This is a genomic window from Ponticoccus sp. (in: a-proteobacteria) (genome assembly GCF_048381735.1).
On the sequence record NZ_JBLXGL010000011.1, the window covers coordinates 102,503 to 115,767 of the forward strand.

13 protein-coding genes and 1 tRNA gene are annotated in these 13,265 nt (G+C 66.0%); 2 read left to right on the forward strand and 12 right to left on the reverse strand.

Translation table 11 applies throughout. The annotated features are described in order from the left end of the window. Window positions 1–364 precede the first annotated feature (364 nt). The gene (locus ACN5KJ_RS16955) at window positions 365–868 is read left to right on the forward strand and encodes a flavin reductase family protein (RefSeq protein ID WP_418595139.1); all 504 of its coding nucleotides are present in this window, start codon (window positions 365–367) and stop codon (window positions 866–868) included. 206 nt (window positions 869–1,074) lie between these two features. Here the strand turns inward: ACN5KJ_RS16955 and ACN5KJ_RS16960 are convergent, their stop codons facing one another. From ACN5KJ_RS16960 to ACN5KJ_RS17010, 11 genes are all read right to left on the reverse strand, one after another. Continuing rightward, window positions 1,075–1,500: an NUDIX hydrolase gene (locus tag ACN5KJ_RS16960; RefSeq protein WP_418595140.1), complete on the reverse strand. Its 426-nt coding sequence runs from the start codon at window positions 1,498–1,500 to the stop codon at window positions 1,075–1,077. Between the two features lie 398 nt (window positions 1,501–1,898). Next, complete coding sequence (locus ACN5KJ_RS16965) at window positions 1,899–2,879, reverse strand: SH3 domain-containing protein (RefSeq protein ID WP_418595141.1); 981 nt, start codon at window positions 2,877–2,879, stop codon at window positions 1,899–1,901. A 52-nt stretch (window positions 2,880–2,931) separates the two neighbouring features. Beyond that, on the reverse strand, window positions 2,932–3,300 hold the full coding sequence (locus tag ACN5KJ_RS16970) for a hypothetical protein (RefSeq protein WP_347166705.1): 369 nt from the start codon (window positions 3,298–3,300) through the stop codon (window positions 2,932–2,934). 277 nt (window positions 3,301–3,577) lie between these two features. After that, window positions 3,578–3,922 (reverse strand): RidA family protein, encoded by a 345-nt coding sequence (locus tag ACN5KJ_RS16975; RefSeq protein WP_418595142.1) that lies wholly within the window; start codon window positions 3,920–3,922, stop codon window positions 3,578–3,580. A 15-nt stretch (window positions 3,923–3,937) separates the two neighbouring features. Further along, window positions 3,938–4,825 (reverse strand): dihydrodipicolinate synthase family protein, encoded by an 888-nt coding sequence (locus ACN5KJ_RS16980; RefSeq protein ID WP_418595143.1) that lies wholly within the window; start codon window positions 4,823–4,825, stop codon window positions 3,938–3,940. A gap of 16 nt (window positions 4,826–4,841) precedes the next feature. Then, window positions 4,842–6,218: an MmgE/PrpD family protein gene (locus tag ACN5KJ_RS16985; protein ID WP_418595144.1), complete on the reverse strand. Its 1,377-nt coding sequence runs from the start codon at window positions 6,216–6,218 to the stop codon at window positions 4,842–4,844. A gap of 16 nt (window positions 6,219–6,234) precedes the next feature. Further along, a complete protein-coding gene (gene purB, locus ACN5KJ_RS16990; RefSeq protein WP_418595145.1) occupies window positions 6,235–7,596 on the reverse strand; it encodes an adenylosuccinate lyase in 1,362 nt (453 codons plus the stop codon). 61 nt (window positions 7,597–7,657) lie between these two features. Further along, complete coding sequence (gene metC, locus ACN5KJ_RS16995; RefSeq protein WP_418595146.1) at window positions 7,658–8,812, reverse strand: cystathionine beta-lyase; 1,155 nt, start codon at window positions 8,810–8,812, stop codon at window positions 7,658–7,660. Beyond that, window positions 8,809–10,359, reverse strand: coding sequence for a tripartite tricarboxylate transporter permease (locus ACN5KJ_RS17000; protein WP_347166699.1), 1,551 nt, complete (start codon window positions 10,357–10,359; stop codon window positions 8,809–8,811). The genes metC and ACN5KJ_RS17000 overlap by 4 nt, the downstream gene beginning before the upstream one ends. A 10-nt stretch (window positions 10,360–10,369) precedes the next feature. Then, complete coding sequence (locus ACN5KJ_RS17005) at window positions 10,370–10,834, reverse strand: tripartite tricarboxylate transporter TctB family protein (RefSeq protein ID WP_418595147.1); 465 nt, start codon at window positions 10,832–10,834, stop codon at window positions 10,370–10,372. Between the two features lie 93 nt (window positions 10,835–10,927). After that, window positions 10,928–11,878: a Bug family tripartite tricarboxylate transporter substrate binding protein gene (locus ACN5KJ_RS17010; RefSeq protein ID WP_418595148.1), complete on the reverse strand. Its 951-nt coding sequence runs from the start codon at window positions 11,876–11,878 to the stop codon at window positions 10,928–10,930. A 164-nt stretch (window positions 11,879–12,042) separates the two neighbouring features. Between ACN5KJ_RS17010 and ACN5KJ_RS17015 the strand changes: the two genes are divergently transcribed. Then, entirely contained in the window at window positions 12,043–12,912 is an 870-nt protein-coding gene (locus ACN5KJ_RS17015) for a LysR substrate-binding domain-containing protein (protein ID WP_347166695.1), read from the forward strand. 268 nt (window positions 12,913–13,180) lie between these two features. Here ACN5KJ_RS17015 and ACN5KJ_RS17020 read toward each other — a convergent pair. Beyond that, window positions 13,181–13,257: transfer RNA gene (locus tag ACN5KJ_RS17020), tRNA-Arg, on the reverse strand. Window positions 13,258–13,265: the final 8 nt, after the last annotated feature.

Sequence of the window (13,265 nt, forward strand, 5' to 3'; positions counted from 1 at the left end):
GCCGCCCTGCCCGCTGCGCATGTGCGGGTGCATCGAAAGACCCGACGGCCCGCAGCCCCGTCGCTGGCGGCGCCGCCTGCCCGGCGCAGGCGTGACGGTGTGACCCGCGCGGCGACCGCAGGCCCTTGCACCGCAGCACCGGACGCCGCATAAAGCGGCGCGGTTCCGGGTGCCGACCGTGACCCGGATGCCGCGACGGTTGCGATTGCCCGGCTCTTGGCGCATCGTGGCCGCATTCTACCTGTAGTCGGAAAGCAACGATCCGGCCCGGATCGCCCGTGCGGCACGCGCGCCCATGGACAGGGAGACAAGGTTTGAACGACACATCAACGCCCTCGGCCACGCGCCGCCCCGAGGCCCGGACATGACCGCAATGCCCCATACATTCGACCCGGCAGAAGCGGACCCCCGCAGCTTTCGAGACGCGCTGGGACGCTTCGCAACCGGTGTGACGGTGATCACCTGCGCGACCCCCGAGGGACCGCTGGGCATCACCGCCAACAGCTTTTCCAGCGTCTCCCTGGACCCGCCGCTGGTGCTCTGGTCCCCGGCGAAACGGTCGACGCGGCATCCGTTCTATGTTCAGGCCGAGTTCTTCGCGATCCATGTGCTGGGCGCCGAACAGGTCGACCTGTGCTTCGACTTCGCCCGCGACGGGGTTGCCTTCGGGCGCTACGACTGGACCTACAACCAGCATGGCGTGCCGATGCTGGACGGCTGCCTGTCGCGCTTCGAGTGTCGGCAGGTTGCGATCCATGACGCCGGCGACCACTCGGTGGTGATCGGGCAGGTCTCGCGGGTGACGACGCGCGACGGCCATCCGCTGGTGTTCAGCGCGGGCGATTACGGGCGGTTTCAGAAGGCCTGAGCGCCTGCCCCGCCCCGCCTGGGACCGAAGCCCCGCTGCCCCGACTGGCTGTCCCGGCCTCGCGCAGGCGGCGCGGCGCCCCAGATTGCGGGCAAAACGCTTGGCCCGGTGCCGCCGTCGCGCGTGCCCGCCCGGGTCGAAAGCCCCGCTTTGACGCGATCAATTCCGCAAAGCTCCCAGATCGGCGGCCCGATGACCGCGCCGCCCTACCGGTAGCTCTTCAGCAATTCGCGGATCACCGGCTGTTTCTGCGGTCGGTCGTGGATGGACAGCAAAAGCGCCGCCAGTTCCGGCTCGGCCACCCGCTTCGACGCGGCCTTGGGCGAGAACCACTTGCGCTTGCGCTCGCCGCGTTCCTTCCAGTTGCGCAGCAGGGTGTCGACGAACAGCGGATAGACCCGGACGAGGCAAGGCACGACGCGGCCATCCGGCATGACCTTGCCATAGCGGTACTGGCCCAGCTCCTCGCTGCCGATATGCCCGCGCGCCCCGGCCTCTTCCAGCGCCTCGATGGCGGCGGCGTCCCAGGGCTTCTCGCCGTCCATCGTCCAGCCCTTGGGCATGACCCAGCGCCCGGAATCGCGCGAGGTCACCATCAGCACCCTGACCCTGTCCCCTGCGTCCCAGCGCATCGGCAAAGCCGCTATCTGATCGCCGACTACGGGCAAGACGCCCCCCAAGAGACCATTCAAGAAACCATTTCCGCCCGATACCGCAACAATGCGACAACCGTGCGACACTCGCCCCATGTCACCGGGAAAACAGGCGAAGACCGCTCCGAAAGGCCGACGCGACCCCGGCCGCCCTGCCCCGGCGGTGGCGGTGCCCGCGGCCAGCTGCCTGGTCAGCCGGTCGGCCAACATGGGGGACAGGCCACCGCCAGCCATCCGTGCCAGCCTGACCACCCGAGGGAGCGCGAGGGCCGTCCCGGTCGGAAACCCCACCATGAACCCGGTCCGGACCGTGGTGCGGATCGGCGTCGCGAACCTGGGGTGGTCTGCTGTGATCCCAGAAGGGGCGCTCGGCGGGATCAGCCGCCGTAAAGCACCGCGTCGGGGATCTCGTAGCGCTCGGCCCCGTCCACCAGGATCGCGCTCAGGTCCGAGGTGCGGCTCTGGCTGACGCTGCGACCGGGGTCGCTGCCCACCAGCTGACCGCTGCGGAAATCGAGATAACGCTCGCCGCCGCCGGGCAAGGTGATCCAGACGCTTGCGGTGCCGTCGGTCCCGCGCGAGACGCGGAAGGGGCAGCTGCCCATCGGCTGGCCCGCGCTTTGTGCGCAGGGGACAAGGCCGCGCGCCTCGGGCGAGGGCCGCTGACGGGCGTCGGGGGCCGCCGCTTCGCGCAGATAGCGCCCGGCGGCCCAGCCGGTCAGCGGCTGATCGCCGGCAAATTCGACCTGGCACCAGCGGGTCTGGCCGTTCATCCGGCACCCCATGTTCCGCACCCGGTCGCCGCTGGCAAGCTTGCCCACCACCGCGTAGCCGGTGCCCGGCCCCGACCGCACGTTCAGCGTGTCGCCCGCCGAAAGCCCGGTGACCTGCCACCAGTCCGGCCCGCCCGACAGCCCGTCGGCATAGTCTGGCTGCCGCGCCGGAGCCTGCGCCGCCGCGCCGCCGATGGACACCCGCAGCGTGTAGTCGGTGGTCTCGTCGCGCCGCGCGGCATTGCGCATCAGGAACACCCGGATGCGGTAATCCCCCGACGCGGGCAAAGTGCCGCTGAACCGGTTGCCCGAGGTCGACCCGATGTGGATCGCCGCCGGATCGTTGCCCACCAGCAGGTTGAAATAGGCCGAAGGATTGCTGGGGGTAAATTCGATGGTCATGGTCTGCCCGGCGCTGGCGCCAAGCAGGTAGTCGATGCTTTCGTAGCCGCGCAGGCGGTCGCTGATTGTCGCCCCCGAGGTGCCGGGCGCGAAGGTCACGCGCTTTTCCACCGTGGTCTGGGCGCCGAGGATGCCGGGGGCCAGTGCGATCCACAGCAGGATCAGGCCCTTGATGATACGCATGCGTCGTCTCCTTCTTCGAAATGGCCCGGCCCCGTGGCGGTCGCGCGGCCCGTCAGAACCCGATGCGGCCGCCGCCCCGACCGTTGATGGGAATTGCGAAAGCCGCATGCATGCCCCGGATCGCCTCGTCAACGGAGACCCGCGCTGTCGCCCGGGTGCCGGTCAGGCTTCGTCCGTCGCGGCGAGGAAAGAGCGGAACCGCTGCCGCCGCAGCGCCCCTATGGGCGGGCCGGGCATGGGCGCCTTCGGCACCGGTCGCGTTCAGCCGGGCCGGGCGGACCGCCGGTTCGGGATCGGCTTCCGCCGCGAAACGCAGGCAGGAGACGCGGCTGATGAGGATATCGCGGCGCGCCCGATCAGCACGGGCGCTTTGCCGCCGGTTCATGGCCTTGAAACCGAAGATCGGAGGCAGGGCAGTCACATCGAGTATCCTTGCTGGCGCACCCCCGACGCGCAGGCAAAGGGGAGGCTATGACCAGAACCTCGTGCGGTCCGCAGGCCTGTTTGGCATGCAGGCGCTTTCGTGGCTTTCCTCTCGGATTGCGCCGGAGGGTACATCATGACATGCGAAAAATCTACGGCCTTGGGCGTCGCGCGCGCGACCGCCGCAGGGCGGAAGGCTCTGAGATCGAGCCCCCCGCCTTTCTGCCAGACATGTGACAGGCGGCTTTCCCTGCCGGGACCGGTCCCCGGCGGGATCAGTCCAGGATTGCGGCGGTCACGATGATTTCGACCTTCAGCACATCGCGCGCCAGTTTCGCCTCGCCGCAGGCCCGCGCGGGGGCGTGGCCCTCGGGCACCCAGGCGTCCCAGACCGCGTTCATCTCGTCGAAATCGGCCATGTCGGACAGCCAGACGATCGCCTGCAGGATATGCTCGCGCGACGATCCGGCCTTTTCCAGCAGGGCGTCGACGCGCGACAGGCAGTCCCGGGTCTGTTCGGCCACGGTGTCGCCCGCGCCGACCTGCCCACAAAGGTAGGCCACGCCGTTGTGCTTGACGATCTTGCTCATGCGCTGGCCGGTTTCGATCCGTTCGATCATGGTGTTCTCCTTGTCCTACATTGCGCCGATCAGAGAGAGCGCATCCTTGAGTTGGTCGATTTCGGCGGCGTCCAGAGAGCGCTGCGGCGGCAATGGATCGCCGCAGTCGAACCCCTGAAGCCGCAGGCCCGCCTTGATCGCCGCCGCCAGATTGAAGCGGGCGAAACTTTCGTTCAGGGACCACAGGCGGCGCTGGAGATCCATGGCGGCGTCCCATTTCCCCGCCTTGCACAGCGCGTAAAGCTCTACGCTCTGACGCGGCGCGACGCAGGACGGTCCGGCCATCCACCCCAGCCCGCCGATCAGCATCACCGCGGTCGTGATATGCGCCGAGGCGGCAAAGACGCCAAGCCGCCCCTCGGTGCGGTTGAGAATGCTCAGAAGGCGCCCCGTATTGGTCGAGGCGTCCTTGATGTAGCGGATATTGGGGTGATGCGACAGCCGCGAGATCACCGGAAGGCTCAGGTCGCTGCGCTGGAAGTTCGGGTTGGTGTAAAGCGTCACGGGCGCGTCCGTCGCATCCGCGATGGCGGTGAAATAGGCCTCGACGCCCGCGTCCGTGAGGGGAAAATAGGCCTCGAGGATGGCAAGGATGCCGTCGGCGCCCAGGGCCCGCCACCGCTGCGCCTGTGCCACCGCGTCGCGCGTGGTGGTCGAGGCGACCCCCGCAATCACCGGCACCCGCCCGTCCACAGCCTCGACCACCGTGCGCACGACGGTCTCTTTCTGCGCGGCATCCAGATAGGCGAACTCGCCGGTCGAGCCGAGGGGCGCAAAGCCGTGCACCCCCTGCCCGATCAGATGCTCGACAAGCCGCGACAGGGCGGCACGGTCGACCTCTCCCTCCGGGGTCACCGGTGTCGGAAGATAGGGGATGACGCCGTGAAGAGAGAGGTCGGACATGGTCTTTTCCCGTGGTTCAGCCGATCAGTTCACGGGTCAGCCCCGTGATTTCCTTGAGCTTATCAAGGGCGACGAGCTTTTCGAAGATCGTTCTGGCGCGGGCCTCGCCAAGGATGCCCGTGACGTTGCCGTAGAACTTCGCGGCCACCTCGTCGTCGCTCAGCGGCAGATCGGGATTGCCCCGGTTGATCGGCACGCGTTTCTCGATCACCTGCCCGTCGGTCAGCGTCACGACCAGATGGCCCGGGAAATACTTGGGAAAGCCGGTCGTGCCCTTCTCGGCGTCCTCGTAGGTGACCTTGCGCGCCACATCCAGAAGCTCCTTCCGGGCGATGGCGGTGTCGCTGAACGAGGACAGGTCCGCCCCGCCGTCGATCAGCCCCAGACCGACCAGATAGGGCAGGCTGAACTTCGCGCCATAGGCGTTGCTGGGCACGTATTTGCTTTCGATCGGCTTGCAGACAAAGCCCGCCGCGACCTCGTCGATGATCGCGTGCACGCGCTCGATCCGGTCCGGCGTGATGCCGTCCTCTTTCAGGGCGATGGCACAATCAAGGGCGCCATGGGCGAAGTGGCAGCAGGGATAGGGCTTGATCGAGACATTCTCGGTCTCCCAGCGCGTCCCGAACTCTTCCACAAGCGCCTCGGGGCGGCAAAGCTCGGGCAGGCCATGGGTGGACAACAGCCCGTTCGCCCCCTCGAAGACGGTCGCGGGGCCGGTTGCCCCGGCGCGGGCGAGGTAGGCGATTTCCATCGCCGTGCGCGCCGCCCAGCCCACATGGTAACCCTTGGAGGCGGAATTGTTGGTCAGGAACTCGGTGATGCCCGCGGCCTGGCTGCCGCACAGGCCCAGGGCATTGGTCATCTGGCAGGCGGTCAGGCCCAGCAGCTTGCCCGCCGCGACCGTCGCGCCGAAGATCCCCGCGATTGCGGTCGAATGAAAGCCACGGTTGTGGAAACTGTTGCCCGAGGCGATGCCCACGCGCGCCGCGACCTCCCAGCCTGCGACGAAGGCGGTCAGCACCTCCGGCCCGCTGGCGTGGACCTCTTCACCCAGGGCAAGCACCAGCGGCGTGAGAATGGCACTGCCATGCACGATAGAGGCGGTATGGGTGTCGTCGAAGTCCAGCACATGGCAGGCGACCCCGTTGACCAGCGCGGCATAGGGCGCCGTCAGGCGGCGGTCGGTCCCGATCACCGGATGATCGCCTCCCGTCCCGGGAATGGCGGCCACGCCCTTGAGCGCAGCCGCGAAATTGGGATGGCGGGTGCCCGCCAGACCTACCCCCAGCGTATCGGTCATCAGTTGTCGCGCACGCACCGTGGTGCGCTCCGGTATGGTGTCGAACCGAAGGGCGCAAATGAAATCGGAAATCTGCCGGGAATAGGTCATTGTCTTCTACTTTCAGTTAGATACGGCCACCGGCCCTGGTCTTGGCCACCGCCTGATCGACAAGATCGGGGGCGCTGCCGACATAGGTGGTCGGGTCCAGAAGGGCGTCGAGATCTGCCTCGGAAATCGCCTCGCGGATCTCCGCGTTGGCCAGAAGCGCCTCGCGGAACGTGATGTCGCTTTCGATCCCGTGCATGGCGGCACTGTAGACCTCTTCGTGGGCGGTCTGCTTGCCCATCTTGTCGGACAGCGCGAACATCACGCGCTCGGCCAGGGCATAGCCGCGCAGCAGGTTGAGGTTTTTCAGCATGCTCTCTTTCTTGACCTCGATATCCGCGAAGACGAATTTCAGGTTGTCGAGCACGACAGAGAGCATCAGGCAGATCTCGGGCAGGATCTTCCATTCCATCTTCCAGACGGCCCCGTCGCGCTCATGCTCGTGCTTGGTGATGTCCGAAAGAATGTTGATGTTGGATTTCAGCGTGTTGCTGACAGTGACAGAGTTCTCCGTCACGGCCGGGTTGCGCTTGTGCGGCATGGTGGAAGAGCCGACCTGACCCTTGCCGAAGGGTTCCGCGATCTCGTCGAATTCGTTGTGCGCCAGCAGGAGAAGCTGGTTGCCGATCTTGTTGAGCGTCGCGTTGATGCCGCCGAAGGTCGAGCCCAGTTCGAAAAAGCCGTCACGGGCAGCCTGCCAGGAAATCGTCGGCGTGCCGAGGCCCAGACGGTCGTTCACGGCCTTTTCCATCTCGTCGGCCTTGGCCCCGAAAGAGGCCTTGGTGCCCACGGCACCGACGATGGAACCGACGAAGACGCGCTTTTCCATTTCGTCGAGACGTTCGAGATGGCGGTCGATTTCCGACAGCCAGATCGCGGTCTTGAAGCCGAAGGTGACCGGCAGCGCCTGCAGCGACAGCGTGCGGCCCATCATCGGCGTGTTGCGGTGCTCTTCGCTCAGGCGCATCAGGTCCTTGGCGAGGATCTTCAGGTCGCGGCGGATGATCTCGGTCGCCTTGCGCAGTTGCAGCACGAGACCGGTGTCCATGACGTCCTGCGTGGTCACGCCGTAGTGCACGTATTCGCCGGCATCGCCCTCGCAGGCGGCTTCAAGCGCGCGCACGGTCGGCACCAGCGGGTGCTTCGTGATCTTCAGGTGATGCAGCACCAGGTCCTTGTCGATGGCCTCGTAGTTGGACTTCGCCGCGATTTCCGTCGCCGCCTCTTGCGGGATCATGCCAAGATCGGCCTGCACCAGCGCGAGTGCGGCCTCGACATCCAGCCATGCCTGCATGCGGGCGCGGTCGTTGAAAACGCCACGCATTTCTTCGGTCGACCAAGCATTCATCAAAAGCTCGGAGTCAAAAACACTCGTTCCCATTTCCGTGGGTCTCCTTGGTTAAGCGTGTATTGTGCGAAGGGGGGCGGGCCGTTCTCTGCGTTTAACGCCCGCGCGCCGTGTCGAAGGAGGCAGCCAGATCCGCCACCAGATCGTCGATATGTTCCAGACCGGCGTGAAAGCGGATCATCGCGCCGGCCCGGGATTCGGGAAACAGGCGCCCCGCATCCGGCGAGGACGGCATGGCGAGGCTTTCGAAACCGCCCCACGAGCTTCCGATGGAAAAGAGCGCAAGCCGGTCGACAAAGCCCTCGGCGTCGAAGCCCGCCTTGAATTCCACGGTCAAAAGCCCGTTCGAGCCGCTGGCATCACGCTGCCAGACCGCATGGCCCGGATGGCCGGGAAGCCCCGGGTGATGGACCTTCGCCACCTCCGGCTGATCCAGGAACCACTGCGCCAGCGCCAGCCCGTTCTCGCCGTGCCGTTCCAGACGCAGCCCCAGGGTGCGCAGCCCGCGCAGGCAGGCATAGGCCTCGTCGGGGCCCAGCGTCTGCCCGCTCATCGCGGTATGGGCGCGCAGCGGGCCGACGGCGCGGCCCTTGGCGATCACCGCGCCCATCATCGCATCCGCATGGCCGCCGATGTATTTCGTGCCCGCGACAACCGACAGGTCGCAGCCCAGCTCCAGCGGGCGATACAGCCAGCCCGAGCCATAGGTGTTGTCCGCCGCCACCAGAAGGTCGTGCGCATGGGCCGAGGCGCAAAGCGCGGGCAGGTCCATGACCTCATAGGTCTGCGAGGCGGGGCTTTCGACCATCACGAGCTTTGTCTCGGGTTTGACGTAGGGGGTCAGGTCGGTGGTGTCCCACGGGATGTAATCGACGGTGACGCCGTTGCGCTTCAGGCTCTTCTCGCAATAGCTGCGCGTCGCGGGAAAGATCGTATCGACGACCAGCAGGTGATCGCCCGCGCCCAGATAGGGCGTCAGCGCACCGGCCACCGCCGCCACCCCCGTGGGAAAGAGGAAACAGGCCTCTCCGCCTTCGAGATCGGCAAGCGCCGCGGCCAGCTGATGCGCGGTCGTCGTGCCGCGCCGCCCGTAGGACAGCACCGCGTCGTCGGTCTCCCGCGCGGCCTTGGTGGCTTTGTAGGATGCCACCGTGTCGTGCAGGATCGTCGAGGCCTTCACGATGGGCGGGTTGGCCGGACCCGGCGTCGCCATGCGGCCGTAATGGGCGAGTTTCGTTTCGCGCTTCATGTCTGTTGGTCCTCTTTCTTGGCGCGACCGCGCTCTCGCAGCCCGAGAAGGGCGGGCAGGATCCACAGGAGGGCGGAGGCGAACATCATTCCCGCGCTGATCGGGTGTTCCGCGACGTCGAAGAAAACGCCCCAGTTGCCCTGCGAGATCGTCAACGAATTGTGCAGCGAGGTTTCAAGCTGCGGCCCAAGCACCAGCCCAAGGATGGCCGGTCCCAGCGGGATGTTGGCAAGGCGCATGACATAGGCCACAAGCCCTGCCCCCACGGCGACCCACATGTTGAACAGGTTGCCGCCGTCCGAATAGGCCCCCATCAGGCACAGCAGCGCGATGACGCCGACCATGGCCTCCTTGCGGATCGAGAAGACATATTGCGACACCGTGCGCAGCACCACCCAGGCCACCGGCCAGAGCACGATATTGGCGGCCAGGAAGGCGACGATGATCATCCAGGCGATATTGCCGTGCTGGGTGAACAGAAGCGGCCCGGGCACCATGCCGTGCAGCGCCAGCGCACCGATGAACAGCGCCGAGGTCGAGTTGCCGGGAATGCCCAGCGACAGAAGCGGCACCATGGAACTGGCGGTGACGGCGTTGTTGGCGGCCTCCGGTGCGGCGATGCCTTCGGGCGCGCCCTCGCCCCATTCGGGTTCGCCGGGTTTGCCCGCAAAGAGCCTGCGGAAGCGCCCCGCCGCCTGGTTGTAGGCGAGGAAGATCGCCATCAGCATGCCCGCGCCGGGCAGCATCCCGATCATGTTGCCGATCGCCGCACTTGCCCCCCAGACCGGGGCCAGCCGCCGGACCAGCCCGCGCGGCAGCTTGAGCGAGCCGATCGTCGGCAGGGCGTCGGGCGCGGCATTCTCGGCGCGCGACTTCAGCAGTTCCGCCTTGAGATCCAGCATCGCCGCGATGCCGAAGAGCCCCACCAGCAGCGGCACGAAGGGAATGCCCTCGATCAGGTTGACGCTGTCAAAGGTGTACCGGGCCGCACCGGTCATCGGGCTGAAACCGATCGTGGCGACCAGCAGGCCGATCAGGGCGGCAATCGCGCCCTTGATGATATTGCCGCGCAACAGGCCGACCACGCTGGACAGACCCAGAATGGCGAGGGCGAAATTCTCGACGTAGCCGAACTTCAGCGCCACCTTGGCCAGCGAGGGCGCAAAGAGCAGCAGCACGATAGAGCTCAGCACACCGCCGACCACCGAAGAGGTGATGGCAATGGAAAGCGCCCGACCCGCCAGACCCTTGCGGGCCATGGCATTGCCGTCCTCGGCGGTCAGAAGCGAAGAGGCGGTTCCGGGCACCTTGATCACGATGGCGGGGATCGCGCCCCCCGTCGCCGCCGCGCAATAGACCCCGACCATCAGCGCCAGCGCCTGTTCGGGCGGCATCGAGAAGGAAAATGGGATGAAGACCGCGAAGGCGATGTTGTCGTTGATGCCGGGGATAGAGCCGACAACCATGCCCGCGAAGACGCCCAGCAGGAGCATCATCAGGACCATCGGGCTGGCCAGCGTCTGAAAGCCTAGAAGGATGAGATCCATGTTTCTGCTCTCACAATAGCCAGGGCGCGATGCTCTCGGGCAGGCGCACGCTGAGAAGGAAGACGAAAATGAGATATCCGGCGGCTGTGATCAGGACGGAAAACAACACCGCCTTGCCCGCCGGGCGCAGGCCGCAGATCCAGAGAAAGGCGAATTGCATCACCAGCGTCGGGCCGATGAACCCAAGCCCGAACCCCAGCGCGGCAATCCACAGCACAAGCACAAGGGCGCAGAGCGCGGCGACCCTTGTCGCCAGCCCGAAGTGCACCGAAGGCGTCTGCGTCAGCAGCGTCTTCAGGATCAGCAGCACCCCCATGGCCGCAAGCAGCAGGGACAGCGCCAGGGGGTAGCTTCGGGACATCGCATCGAAGGACCACGCCATGGCGGCAGCCGCGCCCCCGAAGACGGTCAGGGAAAGACCGATCCAGAAATCGCTATGGGTAAAAAGACCTCTGGGGTCCGCTTGGCTGGACATGGCATCACCTTTCCAGGTCGAAGGGTCGCACGAAGGGAGACACTGCCCCCAAAAAGGGCAGTGCTCCGTGAACTTCGGATACAGGCGATGGTGTTATTGGCCGAGCCCGGCTTCTTCGATGATCACCGAAGTCTGCTCGGCATAGCTGTCCACCACGAAAGAGAACCCTTCCGCGTCACGGTAGACCGCGCCATAGCCCGAGGCGTCCATCTTCTCGATGTATTCGGGCGTTTCGTAGACGGATTTCATCAGGTCCGAGAGGGTCTTCACCACCTCGTCCGGCGTGTCTTTCGGAACCGCCCAGCCCCGGAAGGTGGCCCAGATCGGGATGTCGATGCCAACTTCTTCGAAGGTGGGGACATCGGGGAAATCCGCGCTGCGCTCTTCGCTTGCGATGGCAAGGATGCGCACGCCGCCGCCGTTGCCGGCCTGGCCAGCGGCTTCACCCAGCGGCCAGAGGGCGGCATCGGCGTGACCACCGGCGATGGCCTGCACCTGGGCACCGAAGCCCTTGGTCGGGATGTAGTTGAACTTGATGTCCGTCACGCGCTCGATGGCGAGGCCCGACATGTGGTGCGAGGTCGCGATACCCGCCACGACGACGTTCATCGTCTCGCCCTTGGCCGCCGCGAGGAAGTCCTCTGCCGTCTCGAAGGGCGAGTCGGCGGGCACGGCGATCACTTCGGGGTCGAGGTTGTACAGCGCCACGGGGCGGAAGTCCGTCACCTCGTAGGGCGCGCCCTTCATCTGCGGATTGGTCACGACCGAGCTGGTCATAGCAAGGATCGTGTAGCCGTCGGGTTTGGCCTTGGACACGAAGGTCTGGCCGACAACGCCACCGCCACCGGCGCGGTTGACGACGTTGATCTCGACACCGTCGAGCAGCGTGTTCGCCGTTTCCGCAATGATCCGCGAGGTCACATCGCCCGAGCCGCCGGCATCGAAGGGGACCACGAGGTCGATGTCTTTTTCAGGATAGGTCTGCGCGAAAAGCGGAGCGGTCATCACCGCTGCAAGGGTTGCGGCAAGCGTAAGTGTCTTCATGGATCATCTCCTAGCCGGTGTGCATGTCCCCAGTTCTTGAGGATCTTTGGTTCTCGGGGGAGGGATAGCCATGCCCGTCTGTTGTTAAAAATTAATAATTTTTGCAAATCCATCGAAAATGCTGAATTATCGGGAGCGCACGGGGAAACACTGAAAGCGACAGGATGCGTCCGGATCTCCAGCTTGCCCATCTCAAGACCCTCATAGCCATCGACACTCATGGCAGTTTTTCCGCTGCGGCGGATATCCTTGGGCGGTCGCAATCCGCCGTCACGCAACAGATGCAGGGCCTTGAACTGTCGGTCGGGCGGCCGATCTTCGAGAATGTCGGGCGCGGTCGCCAACTGACCGTCGCCGGGCAAGAGCTTTTGCGCCACGCCCATGAAATCGTGCGCATGTGCAGCACGGCGGTGATCTCGGCGGAGAAGCGATACGATTCCCGCACGATCCGGGTCGGCGCGCCGCTCGAGCTTGCGAATGCGATCCTGCCGGATGTGATGCGGGATTTCGCAAAGCTCTACCCCCACAGCCGCATCCAGCTCAATATCGACCGCAGCCGCGCCCTTATGGAGGCGCTGGAGGCCGGGGGTCTCGACATCGCGATCAGCACCTGGCGCCGGGGTGTCCGGGACGGACGGCTGCTCAAGCTGTTGCGGGTGCAATGGGTCGCGGCTCAGCGCTGGACCATGCCCGAAGACGGCCCGCTGCCCCTTGTCCTCACCGACGAACCCAGCATGTTTCGCCGGATCTGCCTGAATGCGCTCGAACTGGTGGGCATGCCCTACTACGAGCGGCTGACCACCCACAGCCCCGCCGGGGTGCGTTTCGCGGTGGAAGCCGGTCTTGGCGTCACCGCCCGCACGCTGAGCGCCTTCCGGTCCGACATCCAGGTGCTCGGACCCGAGTTCGGCCTGCCGCCGCTGCCGCGCGTGTCCTACTATCTTCACCAATCGAACTACCAGACGAGCGAAGAGACCGAAGCGCTCCGCAAGCTTCTGGAAAGCCACGAGATGGACGGCAGCGCGGTTGAATGAACGCCGCCCCTGCCCCGCCCTCCCCAGCCCTGCGGTTCGCGGCGGCTTTTCCGCACCACGTTTGACCATGTGTCAGGGCGCGGCGCCTCTCAGAAACCGAAGCCGGAAGCGCCTGGGATCGGGGCGACGATCCACGGAGCGCCACGCGATACGGGTCACGCCCCCCATGCGGCGTCAGCCCCCGACGTGAACGTCCGCTTTGCCTGACGATCCCGGGGCCACAAAAGAAAACCGCGCCGGCAGAGCCGACGCGGTTTTCAGGAAATCCTGGCGGACCGAGGAGGATTCGAACCCCCGACCCCTTGATTCGTAGTCAAGTACTCTATCCAGCTGAGCTATCGGTCCGTGAGGGC

Excerpts from the sequence above, each read along its gene's own strand:
- metC (WP_418595146.1), bottom strand. The coding sequence starts at position 8,812 with ATGAAGCGCGAAACGAAACTCGCCCATTACGGCCGCATGGCGACGCCG.
- ACN5KJ_RS17000 (WP_347166699.1), bottom strand. The coding sequence starts at position 10,359 with ATGGATCTCATCCTTCTAGGCTTTCAGACGCTGGCCAGCCCGATGGTC.
- ACN5KJ_RS16960 (WP_418595140.1), bottom strand. The coding sequence starts at position 1,500 with ATGCGCTGGGACGCAGGGGACAGGGTCAGGGTGCTGATGGTGACCTCG.
- ACN5KJ_RS17005 (WP_418595147.1), bottom strand. The coding sequence starts at position 10,834 with ATGTCCAGCCAAGCGGACCCCAGAGGTCTTTTTACCCATAGCGATTTC.
- ACN5KJ_RS16985 (WP_418595144.1), bottom strand. The coding sequence starts at position 6,218 with ATGACCTATTCCCGGCAGATTTCCGATTTCATTTGCGCCCTTCGGTTC.
- ACN5KJ_RS16980 (WP_418595143.1), bottom strand. The coding sequence starts at position 4,825 with ATGTCCGACCTCTCTCTTCACGGCGTCATCCCCTATCTTCCGACACCG.
- ACN5KJ_RS16975 (WP_418595142.1), bottom strand. The coding sequence starts at position 3,922 with ATGATCGAACGGATCGAAACCGGCCAGCGCATGAGCAAGATCGTCAAG.
- ACN5KJ_RS17015 (WP_347166695.1), top strand. The coding sequence starts at position 12,043 with ATGCGTCCGGATCTCCAGCTTGCCCATCTCAAGACCCTCATAGCCATC.
- ACN5KJ_RS16955 (WP_418595139.1), top strand. The coding sequence starts at position 365 with ATGACCGCAATGCCCCATACATTCGACCCGGCAGAAGCGGACCCCCGC.
- ACN5KJ_RS17010 (WP_418595148.1), bottom strand. The coding sequence starts at position 11,878 with ATGAAGACACTTACGCTTGCCGCAACCCTTGCAGCGGTGATGACCGCT.
- purB (WP_418595145.1), bottom strand. The coding sequence starts at position 7,596 with ATGGGAACGAGTGTTTTTGACTCCGAGCTTTTGATGAATGCTTGGTCG.
- ACN5KJ_RS16965 (WP_418595141.1), bottom strand. The coding sequence starts at position 2,879 with ATGCGTATCATCAAGGGCCTGATCCTGCTGTGGATCGCACTGGCCCCC.